The 20,148-nt window shown below is 35.9% G+C and carries 19 protein-coding genes and 5 pseudogenes; 14 read left to right on the forward strand and 10 right to left on the reverse strand.

Going from position 1 to position 20,148, the window contains the following annotated elements:
• Positions 1–24: 24 nt before the first annotated feature.
• Together OOK85_RS05155 and OOK85_RS05160 are read left to right on the forward strand one after the other, a co-directional pair.
• Positions 25–864, forward strand: a complete 840-nt coding sequence (locus OOK85_RS05155) for a polysaccharide deacetylase family protein (protein WP_319803663.1) — start codon at positions 25–27, stop codon at positions 862–864.
• Complete coding sequence (locus tag OOK85_RS05160; RefSeq protein ID WP_264702577.1) at positions 819–2,408, forward strand: penicillin-binding transpeptidase domain-containing protein; 1,590 nt, start codon at positions 819–821, stop codon at positions 2,406–2,408. Before OOK85_RS05155 ends, OOK85_RS05160 begins: the two co-directional genes overlap by 46 nt.
• Here OOK85_RS05160 and OOK85_RS05165 read toward each other — a convergent pair.
• Positions 2,397–2,600, reverse strand: a pseudogene (locus OOK85_RS05165) (IS110 family transposase); the annotation flags it as partial. The gene OOK85_RS05160 and the pseudogene OOK85_RS05165 overlap by 12 nt on opposite strands.
• Before the next feature lie 79 nt (positions 2,601–2,679).
• On the opposite strand from OOK85_RS05165, the gene OOK85_RS05170 reads away from it, so the two are divergent.
• Positions 2,680–3,432, forward strand: coding sequence for an IS5 family transposase (locus OOK85_RS05170; protein WP_264702253.1), 753 nt, complete (start codon positions 2,680–2,682; stop codon positions 3,430–3,432).
• Positions 3,420–3,587, forward strand: a complete 168-nt coding sequence (locus tag OOK85_RS05175) for an HNH endonuclease (RefSeq protein ID WP_264702578.1) — start codon at positions 3,420–3,422, stop codon at positions 3,585–3,587. The genes OOK85_RS05170 and OOK85_RS05175 overlap by 13 nt, the downstream gene beginning before the upstream one ends.
• A gap of 154 nt (positions 3,588–3,741) precedes the next feature.
• Here the strand turns inward: OOK85_RS05175 and OOK85_RS05180 are convergent, their stop codons facing one another.
• Positions 3,742–4,791, reverse strand: coding sequence for a class I SAM-dependent methyltransferase (locus OOK85_RS05180; protein WP_264702580.1), 1,050 nt, complete (start codon positions 4,789–4,791; stop codon positions 3,742–3,744).
• A 101-nt stretch (positions 4,792–4,892) separates the two neighbouring features.
• Between OOK85_RS05180 and OOK85_RS05185 the strand changes: the two genes are divergently transcribed.
• The 3 genes from OOK85_RS05185 (at position 4,893) to OOK85_RS05195 (ending at position 6,696) form a co-directional block, all read left to right on the forward strand.
• Positions 4,893–5,264 (forward strand): hypothetical protein, encoded by a 372-nt coding sequence (locus OOK85_RS05185; RefSeq protein ID WP_406719968.1) that lies wholly within the window; start codon positions 4,893–4,895, stop codon positions 5,262–5,264.
• On the forward strand, positions 5,265–5,549 hold the full coding sequence (locus tag OOK85_RS05190) for a DUF2610 domain-containing protein (RefSeq protein ID WP_064125056.1): 285 nt from the start codon (positions 5,265–5,267) through the stop codon (positions 5,547–5,549). It begins immediately after the preceding gene.
• 394 nt (positions 5,550–5,943) lie between these two features.
• Positions 5,944–6,696, forward strand: coding sequence for an IS5 family transposase (locus OOK85_RS05195; protein ID WP_264702164.1), 753 nt, complete (start codon positions 5,944–5,946; stop codon positions 6,694–6,696).
• Positions 6,697–6,901: 205 nt separating this feature from the next.
• Here the strand turns inward: OOK85_RS05195 and dapD are convergent, their stop codons facing one another.
• Positions 6,902–7,726: a 2,3,4,5-tetrahydropyridine-2,6-dicarboxylate N-succinyltransferase gene (gene dapD, locus OOK85_RS05200; RefSeq protein WP_264702585.1), complete on the reverse strand. Its 825-nt coding sequence runs from the start codon at positions 7,724–7,726 to the stop codon at positions 6,902–6,904.
• A gap of 74 nt (positions 7,727–7,800) precedes the next feature.
• Here dapD and OOK85_RS05205 point away from each other — a divergent pair.
• The 3 genes and pseudogenes from OOK85_RS05205 to rpe all read left to right on the forward strand — a co-directional run.
• Positions 7,801–7,896: pseudogene (locus OOK85_RS05205) on the forward strand (zinc-ribbon domain-containing protein); the annotation flags it as partial.
• 27 nt (positions 7,897–7,923) lie between these two features.
• A complete protein-coding gene (locus OOK85_RS05210) occupies positions 7,924–8,229 on the forward strand; it encodes a hypothetical protein (protein ID WP_264704232.1) in 306 nt (101 codons plus the stop codon).
• 94 nt (positions 8,230–8,323) lie between these two features.
• Positions 8,324–9,004, forward strand: a complete 681-nt coding sequence (gene rpe, locus OOK85_RS05215) for a ribulose-phosphate 3-epimerase (protein WP_264337995.1) — start codon at positions 8,324–8,326, stop codon at positions 9,002–9,004.
• Positions 9,005–9,147: 143 nt separating this feature from the next.
• Here rpe and OOK85_RS05220 read toward each other — a convergent pair.
• From OOK85_RS05220 to OOK85_RS05245, 6 genes and pseudogenes are all read right to left on the reverse strand, one after another.
• Positions 9,148–9,438, reverse strand: a pseudogene (locus tag OOK85_RS05220) (IS66 family transposase); the annotation flags it as partial.
• Positions 9,439–9,563: 125 nt separating this feature from the next.
• The gene (locus tag OOK85_RS05225; RefSeq protein WP_264702164.1) at positions 9,564–10,316 is read right to left on the reverse strand and encodes an IS5 family transposase; all 753 of its coding nucleotides are present in this window, start codon (positions 10,314–10,316) and stop codon (positions 9,564–9,566) included.
• Positions 10,317–10,519: 203 nt separating this feature from the next.
• A pseudogene (locus OOK85_RS05230) lies at positions 10,520–11,466 on the reverse strand (IS110 family RNA-guided transposase).
• A gap of 221 nt (positions 11,467–11,687) precedes the next feature.
• Positions 11,688–12,779: pseudogene (locus tag OOK85_RS05235) on the reverse strand (IS66 family transposase); the annotation flags it as partial.
• A gap of 112 nt (positions 12,780–12,891) precedes the next feature.
• A complete protein-coding gene (gene ribD, locus OOK85_RS05240) occupies positions 12,892–13,974 on the reverse strand; it encodes a bifunctional diaminohydroxyphosphoribosylaminopyrimidine deaminase/5-amino-6-(5-phosphoribosylamino)uracil reductase RibD (protein ID WP_264702588.1) in 1,083 nt (360 codons plus the stop codon).
• Positions 13,974–15,173 carry a deoxyguanosinetriphosphate triphosphohydrolase gene (locus OOK85_RS05245; RefSeq protein WP_264702590.1) on the reverse strand — a complete coding sequence of 400 codons (1,200 nt, stop codon included), beginning with the start codon at positions 15,171–15,173 and terminating at the stop codon, positions 13,974–13,976. The genes ribD and OOK85_RS05245 overlap by 1 nt, the downstream gene beginning before the upstream one ends.
• A 47-nt stretch (positions 15,174–15,220) precedes the next feature.
• Between OOK85_RS05245 and OOK85_RS05250 the strand changes: the two genes are divergently transcribed.
• A complete protein-coding gene (locus tag OOK85_RS05250) occupies positions 15,221–15,682 on the forward strand; it encodes a HesB/IscA family protein (RefSeq protein WP_010081891.1) in 462 nt (153 codons plus the stop codon).
• 314 nt (positions 15,683–15,996) lie between these two features.
• A complete protein-coding gene (locus OOK85_RS05255; protein WP_264704197.1) occupies positions 15,997–16,671 on the forward strand; it encodes an ABC transporter ATP-binding protein in 675 nt (224 codons plus the stop codon).
• 238 nt (positions 16,672–16,909) lie between these two features.
• Here the strand turns inward: OOK85_RS05255 and OOK85_RS05260 are convergent, their stop codons facing one another.
• Positions 16,910–17,608: an alpha/beta hydrolase gene (locus OOK85_RS05260; RefSeq protein WP_264702593.1), complete on the reverse strand. Its 699-nt coding sequence runs from the start codon at positions 17,606–17,608 to the stop codon at positions 16,910–16,912.
• A gap of 153 nt (positions 17,609–17,761) precedes the next feature.
• Here OOK85_RS05260 and OOK85_RS05265 point away from each other — a divergent pair, with 153 nt between their 5' ends.
• Together OOK85_RS05265 and OOK85_RS05270 are read left to right on the forward strand one after the other, a co-directional pair.
• Positions 17,762–18,898, forward strand: coding sequence for a cysteine desulfurase family protein (locus OOK85_RS05265; RefSeq protein WP_264702595.1), 1,137 nt, complete (start codon positions 17,762–17,764; stop codon positions 18,896–18,898).
• A gap of 113 nt (positions 18,899–19,011) precedes the next feature.
• Positions 19,012–19,871, forward strand: a protein-coding gene (locus OOK85_RS05270) for an IS630 family transposase (protein WP_264702431.1) whose coding sequence is annotated in 2 segments (ribosomal slippage) — positions 19,012–19,336 and positions 19,336–19,871 — 861 coding nt in all. Because the reading frame shifts where the segments join, the coding sequence is not laid out codon by codon here.
• Positions 19,872–20,148 lie beyond the last annotated feature (277 nt).

Here is a 20,148-nt window from a genome sequence, read left to right on the forward strand (position 1 = left end):
ATTCTATCACTTTGCTGATTACAAATGTTTATAAGGATAATCACTTTTTTCTTACTATATTCAAGTACGGCTTTTTGTAGTGATTGTAATTTTAATTTACCATACTGTGGGCTCAGTTGTAATCTGGATCTATCATATAGAAATTTAAGTAATATAAAAAAATTATTGAATAACGACGATAAGTTTGTTGCGCTTACGTTTGATGATGGGCCTTCCAACAATAGAATAAACGATATTATTAATGTTCTGGAAATCTATGAAGCAAAAGCAACGTTTTTTGTGCTTGGTGAACGTATAAATAAAAAAACGTCTGAAATAGTAAAGAAAATTCATGAATCAGGTCATGAGTTAGGCAATCACTCTTGGTCGCATAGGAAGTTGACATCACTTTCAAGTGAGGAACAATTGCAAGAATTGGAAAAGACAAATACAGCAATTAAAAATGCAATAAAACAAGATGTAAAATGGTTTCGTCCGCCATATGGATGTTATGACGATAATCTGATTGAAAATACTGATCAATTAAATATGTATTCAATATTATGGACGGTTGATTCGCTAGATTGGCAAGGTGATAAGCCAGAAACTTTAGTTGAAAGAGTTTTAAGTAATGTACATAATGGAGCAGTTATACTGTTTCATGATCACAATAACAGGTCAAACACAATTGAAGCTTTACCTCATATTATAAAAATACTAAAAAAATCAGGTTATAAGTTTGTGACCTTAAGTGAGTGGGAAAGAAGGGTTTGTAATGTAGTAAAAGCCAGAAGTATGTCATTAGAAGAAGGGGGAAAAGTGCATTTTAAAGGAATCCTATGTGGACAAAAAACAAAGTCTTTAACCGCAGAGCATTCATATTAGGCGGTATTCAGCTTACCATTTCCGCTGTTTTTAGCTATAGGTTATATGATTTACAAATACGAAACAGACAAAAGTACGAAGCACTATCTAATAGTAATAGAATAAGAGTCGCTACTATTATGCCTCAGCGAGGCAAAATTTTAGATAGGAATAGCGTTGAACTTGCAATAAACAAAATTTCGTATGTTGTTTTGTTTGATGGTTCTGGTAAGGAAGTTGATTTGCAGACATTATCAGAAGTCGAGTCTAAAATAGCAAAATCGTCAGAAAAAATAACTGCTCTTTATAAACGTTATTACCCGTTTGGTTCAATGTGTTCTCATGTAATCGGATATACAAAAAAACAGCAAGGCATAAGCGAAGTAGGAATCAGCGGTATTGAATATACATATGATCATATATTGAAAGGCAAGTCAGGAAAATCTGAGCAGGAAATAAATTCTAAAAAACGCGTCATAAAAGAATTATCAAGCATACCACAACAAAACGGACAAGATGTACAACTGACAATTGATATTAATCTGCAAGAGAAAATCGCAGAGGTATTTAAAGATCACCAAGGCTCCGCAGTGGTAATTGATGTAAATAATGGAGAAATTTTAGCATTATATAATTCACCTTCTTACGATAATAATCTTTTTGCTAGCAGGCTATCAAATGAGACTTGGGAGAGCTTGAATGCTCCTTCATTGCCGCTCGTGAATCGTGCGTTATCATATCAGATTCCACCTGGTTCAATATTTAAAATAATAGTTGCGCTTGCAGCTTTAAAAGATGGAATAATAACACCAGAAGAAAAATTCTCGTGTAAGGGCTATATGAAAATAGGCGAGCGGAAATTTCGTTGCCTGAAAAGCAAAGTCCATGGATATGTATCTTTAAATGAAGCAATGGCATTATCATGCAACACTTACTTTTATAATATAGGGAAAAAAATAAGTGTAGACTCTCTAGTAGAAATGGCCAGAAAATTTGGTATTGGAAGTGGGCCACTGATTGGAACGTTTAAAGAAGAAGCTCCAGGGTTGTTGCCAGATAGAGATTGGCGTACACGAAAGCTATATTCGCAGTGGTATTTAGGTGACACTATCAACTTAGTTATAGGACAAGGGTATATGCTTACAACACCACTACAGCTTGCAGTTCTTGCAGCGAGGATTGCAACAGGAAAAGAGGTAATTCCCCACATTGAGATGAGTAAAACGATACAAGATTTTCCCGATATTGATGTGGATTGTGAGCATCTTAGCATAGTTCGAAAAGCTATGTTTGACGTGGTGAATTCTAAAACTGGAACCTATAAGAAAGGGCTAAGCGGTATACAAATTGCCGGCAAAACCGGTACACCAGAAATAAACTCTAAGGGTGAAAGTCATAAGTTATTTATCGCCTATGGCCCTTACCATAACCCGCGCTATGCAATCTCTGTGTTTATAGAACACGGCAAAGCCCCACGCCAAGATGTTGCAATTGCTAATGAGATATTTCAGTATATGCTTGAAACTATGAGTATTAAACTTCTCCTAAGAAACTCACTCAACTAACTCTTCTTGTTGAACTAATATGTAGCCAAATTCGCTCGCTTTTTTGATCAAATTTTTTACAGTTCTATCTTTATAGCGTGTTTCATAGTATTCCATTCCTTTTTCTACATATTCCTGTCCGTATTTGAGCATACTATAAAATATGCATGCCATTTTTCTTGCAGTAGCTGTTATTGCTTTTGGTGCTCCTAGGCTCTGTGGACAAAAAATATGAAAAGAGAGAAAAAGATGGTAGTTTAGCCTAATAGGTAAAAAATGGAGAAACTACCATATGCAATATTACATCAAAGAGGAAAATTGGAAACAAATTTTAGAGTTCATAAAAAGCGTAAAAGGAATGCACAGCAAAGATGAAAAACGTTTAAGAATATTCATAGAGGCAGTGTGGTACATAGTGCGAAGTGGTTGCCAATGGAGACTTTTACCAAAAACTTATGGTAATTACAGGAATATACATAAGCGATTTAAAAGATGGTGTGAAAGAGATGTCTGGAAAAAATTGCTTGAATATACTAAACAAGAGCCTGATTTAGAAGTTGCTATAATCGACGGTACGATCATCCGAGGCCATCCATGTTCATCTGGATATACAAAAAACTCCAAGGATCAAGAAGCTTTAGGGAGGAGCAAAGGTGGCTTTACAACTAAAATACATGCGCTTGTCGATGCACTTGGAAATCCACTTAAATTTACTCTGACTCCTGGTCAAAGAAATGAAATTACGCAGGCACAAGTGTTGACCGAAAGTATCTATAACTCTACTGTAGTAGCTGACAAGGGCTACGATAGCAATGCCTTTGTTACAAGTCTTGAAGACAAGGGATGTACAGTAGTTATTCCGCCAAAACGGAATCGAAAAGTGCAAAGGTATTACGATGAGCATATCTACAAAGAACGTCATTTGATTGAGTGTTTTTTTGGTAAAATTAAAAATTTTAGGCGCATTTTTTCCAGATTTGATAAAACTGCTGAGGTTTTTATGGGTTTTCTCAATTTTGTTGGAGCTCTTGTATGGCTTCTCTAAAATTTTGTCCACAGAGCCTAGGTAAACGTAATACTGAACTACCGGAATGGAAAAAGAGAATGATTGAACGACAGAGGAAAACTCTTGTTGTTTGTTATGAATGCCATAAGAAAATCCAATATGGAAAATATGATGGTGACTCCTTAAAACGTTAGATTATTGGAGAGCCACGTGATACGGAAACGATCATGCGTGGTTCGGAGAGGGGTTGTTGGAAAAGTACTTAACAAGTAACTCGCTGGCTGCCCACTCTACTTCATGCACAGTTCTGCGAGAGGCTGGCGGGGAAGGTCCGCCGGTCTACTCTCCCTATATCAATAGCATTGCTTTAAAAAGAGTGCCCATATTTTCAGTCAACCTTAAGAATTCACTAAAGATCCTATTCTTTTGTTCATCACTTGCGCTTTTCATTAAAGCCAGGGTTCTTTCTTTTATGCCAAAAAGATATAAAAATTCTCTTTGAGTTAAAATATCGCAATCTACGTGTTTTAATGAATCTTTTAATGCTTGAAAGTTTACAAGTGCGGTAATATCACTATTACCAACATTCTCAAGAAAATTAGCATACTTATGTTGTTTTATCGATTGCAGAGTGCTCTTATATGCGGGGTACACATAACCGTAATCTACAATCAAAGCAGCTCCTTTATTATTATATATCTTCTTCTCAAGTTTTTTTAATATTTCAACCCCAACTGAACATATTTCCACCACTGCACCATTAAAAAATTTTCCATTTGTCATCTGAGTAGCTGACACTGGAATCCATGATTCTTTTTTTCTGGATTCCAGTGTCACGCACTGGCATGACACCAAGAGACTGCCATCATCTTGTTTTGTCACCATATTTTCATACCACCCCTCATCATGATATACAAACTGATCTATCGGAAGAGCGTCAAAGAACTCATTTGCTAAAAAAATGGTTGGTTGTTCTGGTAGGTTGTCAATATTTTTGTGCCAATTAACATCTAAGCTTTTTAATTTTTCCTTTTGTATCTTCCGTAAAGTAGGGCTTATTTCAACTAAGTGGATCAACATTGAATTAAAAAAGCTGCTGTATTTTTTAGTGACTCTTATTATATCGTGAATGAGTGTTCCTTTGCCTGGCCCAAGTTCAACTAGAGAAAATTTTGATGGCTTTCCTAATTTTTCCCATGTATGCATTATCCAAACTGCAATTACTTCACCAAATAATTGGCTGATCTCAGGTGCGGTAGTAAAATCACCATCCTTACCAAGCGGTAATTTACTTGTATAATAGCCGTATTTTTCATGGTACAAAACGGCATTCATGAAATCACTGATGGATATTGATCCTTGACTTTTGTCAATTAATTCGTGTATATAAGTGAGCATGTTATTAATAAATGTTTAACTATAGCGTGCCATAATATAAAATAGTAGAGTATTTATATATATAGTATAAACTTAAGTTTGTGAGTAATAGTGCTTCAGTTATGGACGACAAAAACACCGATTATGTTGCCCTTATACCTCAAAATGATAGTATTGAATACAAATTTGAAGAAGCTGTCAATTTTATAGAAAACAAGGTTATAAATGCTGATGGGCTAACTTTAGCGGAAGTGTTTCAAGTGCTAGTTCAAATGCTAGATGGTGATCTAGCATTGGTAAAAAAAGTACTAGCATATGCTAATATTATGGCAAAGCATGGAATGAAGGTAGCAAAAGAGTCGCAATTAAGCAGAGCTGATGTTCGCCGAGCTTTGGAAGGTAGAGAAAGTGTTGTCAATAGACAAGATTTTATAAAGAAACCACCTCTTCCACCTGCTATAAAATCGACCAAAAAGAAAAGTAGAGGTCTTTAAATGGCCGAATCTATAAAAAAATTTACTGTACAATGTGACTTCAAAGGACAAAGTTCACCTTTTGCAATATACATAGGAAATCCAAAAAGTGATGCTCATCCAATTCATCATCAAGATTCCTGGCTTGTAAAAGAACGTGGAGGGAATATTCCTAATAAAGTAAAAGAAAGTCTACAAAAATTATATAAACTATCTCAAGAAAATGGAGTCTCTTTCTCAGAGTTATGTGCGTATGCCATTACTGTGGTTAGTAATAATGATAAAAAAAGCGATAGCAAAAAATAGCAAACTGCTCTCTTATCATCCAATATCTTCTTCCTGTCTTTCCTATACCTTCTCTCTTGTCATCCCAGTGCTTGACACTGGGATCCAGCTAGGTTGGTGAATATAAAAGTAGCTAATCTCATTTATATTAAAACACTACGTTTTTGATGGGGTTGCGTGAAAAACTGGATTCCAGTGTCAAGCACTGGAATGACACCACCTGCCACACAAATTGCCTACAAATTATAGCTCTTTTCATAATAGTCCGGAAAGTTCATAGAAAAGCAGAATCAACAGCATGACGAAAAGATGTGAATAGAGGAATGTTTTTCCTAGGCTCTGTGGACAAAAAATATGAAAAGAGAGAAAAAGATGGTAGTTTAGCCTAATAGGTAAAAAATGGAGAAACTACCATATGCAATATTACATCAAAGAGGAAAATTGGAAACAAATTTTAGAGTTCATAAAAAGCGTAAAAGGAATGCACAGCAAAGATGAAAAACGTTTAAGAATATTCATAGAGGCAGTGTGGTACATAGTGCGAAGTGGTTGCCAATGGAGACTTTTACCAAAAACTTATGGTAATTACAGGAGTATACATAAGCGATTTAAAAGATGGTGTGAAAGAGATGTCTGGAAAAAATTGCTTGAATATACTAAACAAGAGCCTGATTTAGAAGTTGCTATAATCGACGGTACGATCATCCGAGGCCATCCATGTTCATCTGGATATACAAAAAACTCCAAGGATCAAGAAGCTTTAGGGAGGAGCAAAGGTGGCTTTACAACTAAAATACATGCGCTTGTCGATGCACTTGGAAATCCACTTAAATTTACTCTGACTCCTGGTCAAAGAAATGAAATTACGCAGGCACAAGTGTTGACCGAAAGTATCTATAACTCTACTGTAGTAGCTGACAAGGGCTACGATAGCAATGCCTTTGTTACAAGTCTTGAAGACAAGGGATGTACAGTAGTTATTCCGCCAAAACGGAATCGAAAAGTGCAAAGGTATTACGATGAGCATATCTACAAAGAACGTCATTTGATTGAGTGTTTTTTTGGTAAAATTAAAAATTTTAGGCGCATTTTTTCCAGATTTGATAAAACTGCTGAGGTTTTTATGGGTTTTCTCAATTTTGTTGGAGCTCTTGTATGGCTTCTCTAAAATTTTGTCCACAGAGCCTAGCACTTCCATTGCTTTTTTTCTTAAATCATAACTATATGCTGCTGGCATACTTACCTTCACTACTATAAACTCTTATTTTAACCCGTTTGGACCATTATGAAAAGAGCTATACAATGTTCGTACAGTAAGTACTGAAATGACATCATTTACTATGTAATATTGTGTCATATTACAGATATATAGTTTAATCCCTCAATATTTCATTTATAGAGATTTTCGATCTCGTCTTTTCATCCACTTTTTTTACTATGACTGCACAATAGGTTGAAATATTATTTTTAGATGGAATAGACCCTGGTACCACTACAGAATAAGGTGGCACTTCGCCGTAAAATACCTTGCTAGTTTCTCTATCAATAATCTTTGTTGATGCCCCAATAAACACACCTATGCCAAGGACTGATCCTTCTCTCACTACCACACCCTCGGCCACCTCGCTACGTGCTCCAATAAAGCAATTATCTTCTATAATGACAGGTGAAGCTTGAATAGGCTCTAAAACTCCACCTATTCCCACTCCACCGGAAATATGGCAGTTTTTTCCTATTTGCGCACAGCTACCAATCGTTGACCAGGTATCTATCATTGTTCCTGAATCAACATATGCACCAACGTTGATAAAACTTGGCATTAGAACAACATTTGTACCTATATAAGCAGATCGGCGGACAAAACACCCAGGAACTGCTCTAATTTTTAACTGGCGAAATTTCTCCTCATTCCATTCACTAAACTTGTTACCGATCTTGTCAAACCAGCAATTGGTATTGTCTATTATTTTGCTTTCTTCAGTGAGAAAATGTAGTAATATTGCCTGCTTTATCCACTTATGTACTATCCATTCTCCACTTGATAGCTTTTCTGCTACTCTAATTTTGCCACTATCAAGGAGCTCAATTACCTCTTTAATTGCTATTCTTGCTGTTTTCTTTAGATTACAGTCATTAAATTTTTCTCTATTTTTCCAAATATCTTCTATCTCAGTTTTTTTTAGTTGCAAACCTTCCATTTGTTATATATATATTGATATTAAATTTATAGTTCTGTATCATTTGAGCTTGTTACTACTTATATATAAGTGCTATGAAAATACAATGTAATAGTTGTGCTAAAACTTACTTAGTATCCCCTAAGCAAATTAGTGCGTCTGGAAGAAAGGTAAAATGTACGAACTGCAATCACATATGGCATGAACATCTAGAAGAAGTGTCAAAAAAATCACACTCTGCTAATATACAGGAAAAAAAAGTTAGTGGAAGAAATTTTTTACAAAATCTAGCGTTTACCACTCTAGCTTTTGCAACAGCTACAGGGTTATGCGTCGTAATTGCTAATGGCGTCTTTCCTAGAGAGATGAACAAAGCATACAAAACGATCAGTTCATATAAGGATTCAATAAGCTATAAATTAGGGTACAAAAAAGAACAAACAGAAAGTCCAAATGTAAAAAAACTTGTTGTAAATAAGTTTTATCAAGACTACCTTTTTTTATCTAATTTAAAATCTAGTTAAATAGGCATACCGATATCGGTCTCTAGCTACTCAGATGGTGTTTAGGGTGACAGAGTTTTAAAAATAAGTTATTTTTTAGCAAAAAAGGCAGCTCATGAGTATTAAAATTGCACCTTCTATACTTTCAGCAGATTTTGCAAAATTAGGGGAAGAAGTAAGAAAAATTAGCGATTTAGGTGTGGATTACATACACATAGACGTTATGGATGGGAATTTCGTTCCAAATATTACAATTGGTCCTAGCGTTGTTTCTGCAATACGTAAATATAGCAATCTTCCTTTTGATGTGCATTTAATGGTCAAATCTCCTGGTAACCACATTGAAAGCTTTATAAATGCTGGTGCTGATATTATCACTGTACATGCAGAAGCAGAGACACACCTTGAGAGGTTGATAAGAAAGATAAAGTCATACAAAAATGTAAACGACGAAAAAAAACCGATTCAAGTTGGAGTTTCAATTGTTCCTTCAACTTCTCCAAGTGTGCTTGAATACATAATACATGAGCTAGATATTGTGCTGATTATGACAGTCAACCCTGGCTTTGGAGGACAGGAATTCATTCATTCACAGTTGAACAAGATATCTACTATAAAAAAAATGATACAAGAGCGTAACCTTAAAACACAAATTTCAGTAGATGGTGGAATTAACTTTTTTAACGCAGCTGATATAATAAAAGCAGGTGCAGATATTTTAGTTGCGGGATCGGCGATATTCAAGGCTGAAGATATTAAGAAGGCCGTAAACGATCTTAAAAATCTATTGTTGTGACCCTATATAGCTAAAGTGGCTTAGGTTTACCTACAATTTGAAAAACAACAAATTCGTCATTCCGCTACTCGTTAGCGGAATCTATGCTGAGATACCGCGACGGTATGACGTAGAAAAACCTTTCTTGGGTTGTATCCGTTCAGCTAAGCGGTGTGAGAGATGATAGATAAGAGGTTTTGGAAAGGATTGAGACCCCTTTGTTTCCATGTCAAGTATAATGAAATTATCCGTTCAAGGAATGCATTTCCCCGCTTCGATTGGGTAAAATATGAATTTTTGCGATAAACGACATAATGCCGTATCTGCTGTTCAGCATGGTTGTTTGTCAGCGGAATGTTTTCTGGGTCATCTAAAAAATTCCACATTATTCTTTCAGATTTCAAAATATTTTTTGCAACTCGAGAAGCTCCAATTGCTTCAGGTAAATGTGATATCAACTATGTTTTTTTTAATTTTTTGAATTTAGTCTTATTACAACTCTTGTTTATAACTTTGTATTTTTATTCAATTAAAAAATGTATTTTTGGCAACAAAAACCCTAGGCTCTGTGGACAAAATTTTAGAGAAGCCATACAAGAGCTCCAACAAAATTGAGAAAACCCATAAAAACCTCAGCAGTTTTATCAAATCTGGAAAAAATGCGCCTAAAATTTTTAATTTTACCAAAAAAACACTCAATCAAATGACGTTCTTTGTAGATATGCTCATCGTAATACCTTTGCACTTTTCGATTCCGTTTTGGCGGAATAACTACTGTACATCCCTTGTCTTCAAGACTTGTAACAAAGGCATTGCTATCGTAGCCCTTGTCAGCTACTACAGTAGAGTTATAGATACTTTCGGTCAACACTTGTGCCTGCGTAATTTCATTTCTTTGACCAGGAGTCAGAGTAAATTTAAGTGGATTTCCAAGTGCATCGACAAGCGCATGTATTTTAGTTGTAAAGCCACCTTTGCTCCTCCCTAAAGCTTCTTGATCCTTGGAGTTTTTTGTATATCCAGATGAACATGGATGGCCTCGGATGATCGTACCGTCGATTATAGCAACTTCTAAATCAGGCTCTTGTTTAGTATATTCAAGCAATTTTTTCCAGACATCTCTTTCACACCATCTTTTAAATCGCTTATGTATACTCCTGTAATTACCATAAGTTTTTGGTAAAAGTCTCCATTGGCAACCACTTCGCACTATGTACCACACTGCCTCTATGAATATTCTTAAACGTTTTTCATCTTTGCTGTGCATTCCTTTTACGCTTTTTATGAACTCTAAAATTTGTTTCCAATTTTCCTCTTTGATGTAATATTGCATATGGTAGTTTCTCCATTTTTTACCTATTAGGCTAAACTACCATCTTTTTCTCTCTTTTCATATTTTTTGTCCACAGAGCCTAGTTTACTACAGAAAGAAATTTATATCAAACAACTACCACTGCTTGGACCGTATGGTTGATGAATATGTGCTTTAAATTTGTGTGGGCGCACATATTCATCAACCTATTTTCTATACAGATTTTAAAAATTTACGTTGACTGCTTCTTTAAGTCTTGCATTAGCAATCACTATAATTTTACGCATTAGAGCTGTTATAGCTACCATCTTTTTTTTACCTCTACCAATGAGATCAGAATAAAAAGCACCAAGTACAGATTTAGACTTTGCAGCAGCCATAGCAGCAGTAAAAAGCTTTGCACGAACATTGCTTCTACCACCTGTTATCCTTCGGTAACCAATAGTTTTACCGCTTTCTTTTGGATGCGGGGCAACTCCAGCAAGACTTGCAACTTCTTTTTTGTTTAAGTAGCCAAGTTCTGGCATCAGGCATACAAAATCTTGAGATAACTGATACCTATTCCCGGTACTGTTCTAAGTATTTTTTGGCGCTTTTGTAACTCTAGATTTTCATCAATGATTTTTTGTATTGCATTATTGATCTCATTTATCTGACCGTTAAAAAAGTCAATGGTTTTTTGGCAACTTTCTTTTATATGCTCGTTTTCAGGTGCTTTCAGTCTACATTTCTCTTGAACTCTCATTTGTGTAATGTCATCACGTCGTTGACAAAGTGCAGCCAAAGTTGATTGTTCTGTAGAGGTAGGTACAAATAGAGAGATAGTTCTATGGCGTTCAAATCCATATTGAGCAAGAGCTCTTGCATCTGATCTATCAGACTTTGCTAAAGTTCCGTGAGATAAAATAAAGCTTTTTACTTTACGAGTATTAGCTCGATGCACGGCAATATTTTTGTCGGTAAGAAAATGTGATAAGCCAAGCTCATATTTCCCTGTATTTTCTAAAGTCACTAAAGCATTAGGTAGAATATCTGAAAACTCTTGAAATAATTGTTGCCAACCAGAAGCATTATTATCAAATTCGACAGCATTCTTCTGTTTGTGAATTGCAACGACATTTTTAAATTTTCCGATGTCAATGCCAATAAAATTTTGATAAGATGTAACCATAATAAACCTCGATAGTTTTAGTTAATTTAAGATTGTAAACGGGTGCATATATATGTCCCAAGCAACTATTCAAACGTATCGAGAGATAGGGCTAGCGTACCTTGATACCAACGGTTGTAATACCAATTTCCTTTCGGTCGCGCACGCCCGTGATAGCCCTATTCCTAGTGAGCAGGGTTATCTTTCTCTCTTATCTCTTTTATATCACGTTTTTAACTTACAATTTCCTTCAAGTAATACCTTGTACGTTTTCGCAACTTTCTGGCACGTCTGGTAAATCTAAAAACATCTATCTCATTTTTTAGCAAGGCCTTTTTTAGTGCAAATAATTCAGTGGCTACGTTTCTTAAGTAACAGCCCAGAACTTTAACTTCAACTATGTGCTAATCTTTCAAAATCTCTTGATAAATGTGCCCAACAGATTTGCCTGTTCTTATCGGCAAAGTAGTTGTATGCTGCGTACCTGTCGGTTACTACTAAGCTATTGCGATTGCAGAACTTACTATTTTGTAAAACCTTCATTCCTCTTGACTCTGTCAATTTTATAAAACTTGCTGTATTACTGGCAAACATCCAGCACCAACCAAGTTTACCTTTGTTATAATGGCTCGTTTCATCGATATGCAGAACTTCACTTTTACTTACTTCTTGCTCGATTTGCTCATATGCTTCTTGGCATTTTTCTGCAACTCTAGCCTCGCTATTTGACACGCTACCAACACTGATGTCCAGGTTGAAAATATTTTTTATAATATTTGCTACTTCTCTTTTCGAGTTCTTGTAAAATCCGCTCAGCGCCGCGATTGTTGACTTAACTTTTGGACCAAATGTATCCGCAGTAACACCTTCTGGTAGCCTGCTACTTTTTCTTTTTCCACACTTGCAACAGCGGCCATTGGTATTCCACAACATAAGGCTTAATTTCTGGCAAATCAACTTTTTGATGAATGTATGGCTCTTTCGATATCGCAATTTCTCCTCCGCACTCGCAAGAACTCTATTTTCACCACTTCATCTGCTTCCATTTTAGGGCGATACTTTCCTTCATGCCCAATCTGTGCCCCTATTTTCCTGTCACTTTTTTTCTTTTTCTTCTTTAGCTTGTATAACTCTTTTGAGCTCGGTATCGATGAATTTTGTGAATTCAGACCTAGTCTTTCTTTCAATTCAGCATTTTCGATTCTTAGCGCCTTATTCTCAGATCTAAAATTTTCGTTTTCTATCTCTAACCTCTTTATCTCTGCTTTTAGTTGCTCTATCTCTATTTTAAAGCTTTCACAGAGCTTGAGAAGACTAGCTAGTAGATCAGACATATTTACCACACATACTACTTGTGATATTATGTTTTTAGCACTCCTTGTCTACTTTTTATTTTACCGCTCCGCTGAACGGATACCTTTTTTTTACTGTTTGAGTATGTAAGGATTATGACGACCTATCCCAAACCTCAACTATATCCTCACTAAACTCTATTATCTTTGTTTTTTTAAACTGATAACAGTTGTTAATGAATTGAATCCCTAAATCTCCTACAAAAGGAGTGGCATCATTGCCTAAAATTTTACCACTGCGGCATATTATCAACCTGTCGATTAAATTACACTTTAATAGTTCTGTGATTAACACTCCTCCACCTTCAACTAATAACCTTGTTATACCGATTTCTGAAACAAGTTTTAATGCCATGTCCTTTAGGCAGGCTTTGCCTGCATCGTTTGAATTGACTTTCAAGTAGTTAATATTTTTTATTTTTTCTTTTACTTCTTTATTCGTTATCACCCAAGTTGTTACTTTATCTGCAGTCTTTGCAATGTTATGCTCTTCCTTTAATCTCCCTTGGCTATCTATAATTAGCCTGATTGTCGATCTACTTCCGAGTCCTGGTAATCTGCAAGTTAAGAGTGGATCATCATTAATAAGAGTATTGCTGCCAATCATAATTGCATCATATTTCGTTCTGAGCTCATGCACCCAGTTTCTCGTATTTTCACTTGTTATCCATTTGCTATCGCCTGTAAATGTTGCGATTTTTCCGTCAAGAGTTGTTGCGACTTTGCAAGCTATAAATGGTCTATGTAATTCTTTAGTGGTGAAAAAACCGACATTCAGTTCTTCTGCTTCTTTTTGCATAATACCTTGCTCAACTTCAATTCCTGCTTCTTTCAGAGCTTTAATGCCTCCACCTGAAACTCTACTATCTGGGTCAATAGTTGCAATTACTACTCTTTTTATGCCAGCTTTTATGATTTTTGCAGTGCAAGGCCCCGTGACTCCGTGATGACAACATGGCTCAAGAGTGATATATATAGTTGCGCCATGAGTTGAATCTTTAGCGTTTTGCAAAGCGACTACCTCCGCATGCGGACGCCCACCAATCCCTGTATATCCCTCACTAACAATTGTACCATCTTTTACAATAACACACCCGACAGCAGGATTTGGTGCAACATTTCCAAGATTTTTTTCTGCAAGCCTTAATGCAATTGACATGAAATGATCATCAGTCATTAGAAAGAAGTCATTTCGTATGAGGTATCAAAAATTCTTCTGTGCTCGTGTATAGCAAATCTATCTGTCATACCTGAGATATAGTCACATATTATTACTGAACGCTGAGATTCACAAGCGAGTTTGCTCCACTCTGTGGGAAGTAATCCTGGGTTTTCATAAAAACATTGAAAGAGTTCCTGTATTATGCGTTTTGCTTTGTTCATCGTTCTACTCAGTTTATAGCTTCTGTATATTTTCTCCATGTTGAATCTTTTCATTTCTTTTGTAGCATTCGCAACTTCTGGTGAAAATGTGACTAGCATTTTATTTAGACTTCTTACGTCTTCTACGCTTTTTATTTTGTGATCTTCAATATTTCTTTCAGTCTGAGAAACAACATCACTTATCATAGTTCCTATAGTTCCACTCAGTGATTCATGTATGAGTTTGCTTTGAGGCAATTCTGAATATCTGCTCCTTATGTCTTTAAACATTTTTTCAATTAAAGGAACATTCAGCAAATCTTCGATGGTTACTAAATTCGCCCTGAGTGCATCATCAAGATCGTGAACACTGTAAGCAATATCATCTGCAATTGAAGCAACTTGCGCTTCAATGCTTGAAAATTCTTCAAGTTTTAGATCATATTTTTTGTTGTATTCTAATAACAGCTGATTACTTGTAGAAGACTCCGCATTTTGACCAAGCAAGGGACCGTTATGTTTTGCAACTCCTTCAATCACCTCCCAACTTAAATTCATACCATAAAAATCAGCATGTTTTTGTTCAAGATAAGTTAAAATCCTTATAGCTTGAACATTATGATCAAACTCATACTTCTCGTTATCAAGATTGAAATCTTGAACTGATTTCTTTAGAGCATCTTCACCTGCATGACCAAATGGAGGATGACCAAGATCATGTGCGAGCGCTATGCATTCAGTGATATCCTCATTTAAGCCAAGTCTACGCGCAATGGACCTTGCAATTTGTGCAACTTCAAGGCTATGAGTAAGCCGAGTGCGATAGTAGTCGTGCTCATAATTGATAAAAACTTGTGTTTTGTACTCCAACTTTCTAAACGCATTAGAGTGAATGATACGGTCCCTATCACGCTGAAAGCAGCTGCGATTCTCATCTTCTGGCTCTTTGAAGTATCTCCCTTTTGTTTTGCTTGGAAAACATGCATAATTTAATAGAAAATTATTGTTTGACATGTAAAATTTCTACTATAATAAGTTATCAATAATAAACGGTGGTTACTATGTCAACAAATTACAACATCAACTTAACTGATAATGCACTAAAAAAAATCCACTCTCTTGCAGAGCAGGAGGGGGATAAGAGTTCCATTTTACGGGTTGCAGTTTCAGGTGGTGGATGTTCTGGCTTCAAATACAATTTTCTTATGGATCAAATGAATAAAAATCTATCTTTGGATGATGAAGACGATGATTACGATGATGAGTTTGATGACGAAGACGAAGATGATGATTATGAAGAAAGCGAGGACTATAGAAGCCACTCCAGTTTTAGCGAAAAAGGTAAAGATATAGTAATTAATGATGAAAATGGCAATCCTGTATTAATGGTTGATAATTGTTCAGCAAAATTTTTAAATAACTCAGTTATAGATTATACTGAGGATCTCAGTGGTTCTGGTTTTCAAATAAAGAATGCCTTTGCTAAATCCCAGTGTGGTTGTGGCAACAGCTTCTCAGTTTAGTCAAAAATTTGATGTCATTCCAGTGCGTGACACTGGAATCCAGCCTTTTACGAAATCCCATCATAAACGTTGTGTTTTAACATACGATTAGCTACTTTTATGCTCACCAACTTAGTGTCCAATCAAAATTCCTGGATCCCAGTGTCGGAGCACTGGGATGACACTCTTCTCTGGTGGAGGGTGCTCTCAAGTCACAACGTTCATATAGTTGTATACTTGACACTGAGGTTTATTCTTCTATTTCTTTTTCACTGGTCATGCACTATCATTTGCTATGCAAGCACAACATTTGTATGGTTATAGGTCTTTTAAACATGGGTGGTAATGTAGCACTAGAACTAACTTCTGTAGATAAAAGCTTCAAGGACAATTCTGCTGTTGTAAAGGATATCAACTTAAGTGTTACAAGAGGGCAAGTAGTAGCGCTGATTGGCAATTCAGGTGCAGGGAAAACAACTATATTGCAAATCGCAGGCTTGTTGGACAAGCCAACTTCAGGTATAGTTACGATAGATGAAATAAATTGCACACAAGCCAGTAATAAGCATAAAACTCATGTAAGAAGAAATTTTCTTAGTTTTGTTTATCAATTTCACTATTTGTTACAAGAGTTATCGGTGTTGGAAAATATTATGCTTCCTCAACTCATTGCAGGAAAAAGCAAAGCTGAAGCAAAAAAAAATTCGCAAGCAATGTTGGAAAAATTTGGTCTGGAAAACAAAGCAAGTAGCATGGTATCTGAAGTTTCGGGTGGGGAAAGGCAGAGAGTTGCAATTGCAAGAAGCATTGTAAATTCTCCAAAGCTTTTACTTGCAGATGAGCCAACAGGAAACTTAGATCCAACAAATTCTTTTAACGTGTTTTTACTGCTACATTCATACGTAAAGGAAAATAACAGCTCTATGCTTATAGTAACACACAATCATCTCCTTACAGAAAAGGCAGACTGCATTTTCCAATTGAGAGATCGATCATTAGTGAAGTTGTGAATAGGAAAAATAGCACAATTTCTATGCCTTATACTTATCTAACCAATGATCATTAACAGAGTACAACTCGCATGAAATGCTTTCATTGCTTTTTATACACGGACTTTTTAACTTACGCTGTTTACTTAGGGAACACCCCGATAACATAAACACAGCTAAAACAAAAAATAATAGCTTTTTAAACATAACAAAACCTTTTCATTTATATTACTACACTCATTTCTCTTGTTTGTAAAGATTAGACATATTCTTTTACCCTTACCTCTTTTTTGACCTTTTGAGAAGAAATAGTTGCACTATTCAAGCGCAGTTTTATATAATTGTCCACGATTTGAGTCACTTCCTCTTCTTTATCCTTTAGAAAGTGATTAGTATCATCTATTATATGGTATTTCATGTGATCACTTCTTACTGAATTTATCAACCTTTTTGCTAATTCTGTTACATCGCTTTCTTCTGAGATTGTATCATTACTGCTTTGTATTATAAGCCCAGAAACTGGACAGGGAGAAAGAAAAGAAAAATCGTACTTAGTTACCGGAAGAGAAAGAGCAATAAAACCCACTATCTCAGGGCGGCGCATTGTTAGCTGCATAGCCACCCATGCTCCAAAAGAAAAACCAGCGATCCAAATTGGAACATTGCTAGGATTATGTTCCTGAAGCCAATCAATGGCTACCGCAGCGTCAGTTAATTCTCCTATACCCTTATCAAAAGTTCCGGTAGATTTTCCCACACCACGAAAGTTAATTTTCAATGCAGAAAAATTGTTATCGATAAAAGACGTATATGTACTATGTACAATTTTACTATCCATATTACCACCATATTGAGGATGATGATGTAAAACCAGCACAACCGGCACGTTGGCATCTTTGCTTTGGTGGTATTCACCTTCTATCTTTCTTGTTGCATTATTTAAAAAAACTTCAACCATGATAACTCCTAATAAGAACCCGCTTGACAGGTATTGATGACGTGAGTTATTAATTATGTATTAATCTCGCTGTTTTTGCAATAAATTTTTTATCGTGTTAAAGCTAACGTACATAGTTGGTTATAGTTGATGGTAAACTTATTTAAGTGACAGATGAGTCCATTTTCTTTAGAAAATAGTGGTTGCGTATATGCTGATTACAATGCAACTGCTCCAATTAGTGAAAATGTAAAAAAAAGTATATTTGAGGTCTTGTTAAAACAAACGCTCAATCCATCATCACTACATAAAAGAGGACAAGAAGCGAGGAAGATTCTTCAGGATGCAAGAGATAACGTACGTGGTGCTATTGGCGTCTCAAGTGATAAAGAAATAGTTTTTACGTCTGGTGCAACTGAAGCGAATAACCTTGTTATGAGAGGAATAGCAGGCTACCTGCATATAATTTCAGCTATAGAGCATCCTTCAATTCTTAATTCTGCATGTAATCCATATATAATACCTGTTAATCAGGAGGGCATTGTTGACTTTTTAGAGCTAGAAAAAATTCTAAGCGAACTTAAAGGAAACAAAGCAATAGTTTCAGTTATGATGGCAAATAACGAAACCGGAGTTATTCAACCTATTGAGGAAATAGCTAAAATAGTACACAAGTTTGGAGCAATTTGCCACACTGACACTGCTCAAAGTGTTGGGAAAATTAAAGTTAATATGGAAGATTTAGGAGTGGATTTACTCACTTTATCCGCCCATAAATTTGGCGGTGTAGCAGGCAGTGGAGTTTTAATATTCAATAAAGAACTTGCGATAGAACCTATTATAATAGGTGGTGGACAAGAGAAGGGATTTCGTGGTGGTACGGAAAATATTGTTGCAATTGCAGGCCTTTCTGCTGCACTGCAAAATATTCCAGATCTTTTATCAAAAATGGATGAAGTAAAGGAGCTACGCGATCAATTAGAGTGTGAATTATTAAATCTTGCCAGTGACATAAGAATCTTCGGTAAAAACTCTAAGAGGCTGCCAAACACAAGTTTTATTTATATGCCAGGAGTAAAGAGTGATGTGCAGCTCATGCATTTTGACTTGAATTATATTGCAGTTAGTAATGGCTCCGCATGTTCTTCTGGAAAAGTTGAGCCTTCCCATGTTTTGCTTGCAATGGGGGCAACAAAAGAGCAAGCAGAGTGTTCAATTAGAATCAGTATAGGTCCAGAAACTAAACCACAAGACATAAAAAAAATAGTGGATTGTTGGTATAATATCTACAAGCAGAACACCTTGGTATAGATAATACGTGGTATCATGCAGGCACTGGCCGAGCATTAGATGTAAAAAATTATAGCTCTTTTCATAATGGTCCAAACGGGTTAAAATAAGAGTTTATAGTAGTGAAGGTAAGTATGCCAGCAGCATATAGTTATGATTTAAGAAAAAAAGCAATGGAAGTGCTAGACGAAGGGGAAAGCAGAGAAACGGTAGCAGCAAGATTTAAAATTGGAAGAACTACATTATGGGAGTGGCAGCAAAGAAAAAAAGAAACAGGAGATTTTCAGTCGAAAAAACTTGGAAATGGAGGTTATAATCACAAAATTACCGACTGGAATAAATTTACTGAATTTGCCAAAAAACATGGTGGAAAAACTCTATCGGAAATGGCTAAGCTTTGGAGTAATGTTAGTATCCCAACGATTCATCGAGCTCTTAAAAAAATTGGACTCACACGCAAAAAAAGACATATGGATACAAAGAAAGGAATGAAGAAAAACGTGCTGAATTTTTGAAAATTATAGCAACAAAAGAACCTCAAAACTTAGTATATATAGATGAATCTGGTATTGATAATACCGAAGACTATCCCTATGGATATTCTCAGAAAGGACAGCGGTTTTATGCTCTAAAATCTGGTAAAAAAATTCAACGAATCAGTATGATTGCAGCCTTAAACGGCAGAAAAATAGTTGTTCCGTTAACATTTGAAGGCCACTGTAATATGGATATCTTTAATAAATGGTTTGAGCAGTTCCTAACACCGATTTTGGAACCTGGACAAACTGTTATCCTTGATAATGCTACTTTTCATAAGTCTAATAAGATTACTGAACTTGCTAAAGGAGTTGGTGCAGAAATTTTATATCTACCGCCTTATTCTCCCGATTTTAACAAAATTGAGCATCATTGGTTTGCTATAAAAAACAGAGCTAGGAAAAACATTCCTCTATTCACATCTTTTCGTCATGCTGTTGATTCTGCTTTTCTATGAACTTTCCGGACTATTATGAAAAGAGCTATACTTTACAACCCCGCGGTATCTCTAGATCCCGCTAACAAGCAGCGGGATGACGGTTGTTAGGCTAGCTGTCATCCAAGTAGCTGACACTGGTTCCTTTATGACGGCAGTGCCCCTATGGTGTCATTCCAGTGCCCCTATGATGTCATCCAAGTAGCCTCCCTCCCCTGTCATCCCAGTGCCCTGACTACTTGGATCTAGCAAGCTTTGCTTGCAAATAAGTCTAATACGTGTCGCGTTTTATGCCAAA

This window comes from Wolbachia endosymbiont (group A) of Volucella inflata, assembly GCF_947250665.1.
GTDB classification, from domain to species: Bacteria; Pseudomonadota; Alphaproteobacteria; order Rickettsiales; family Anaplasmataceae; genus Wolbachia; species Wolbachia pipientis.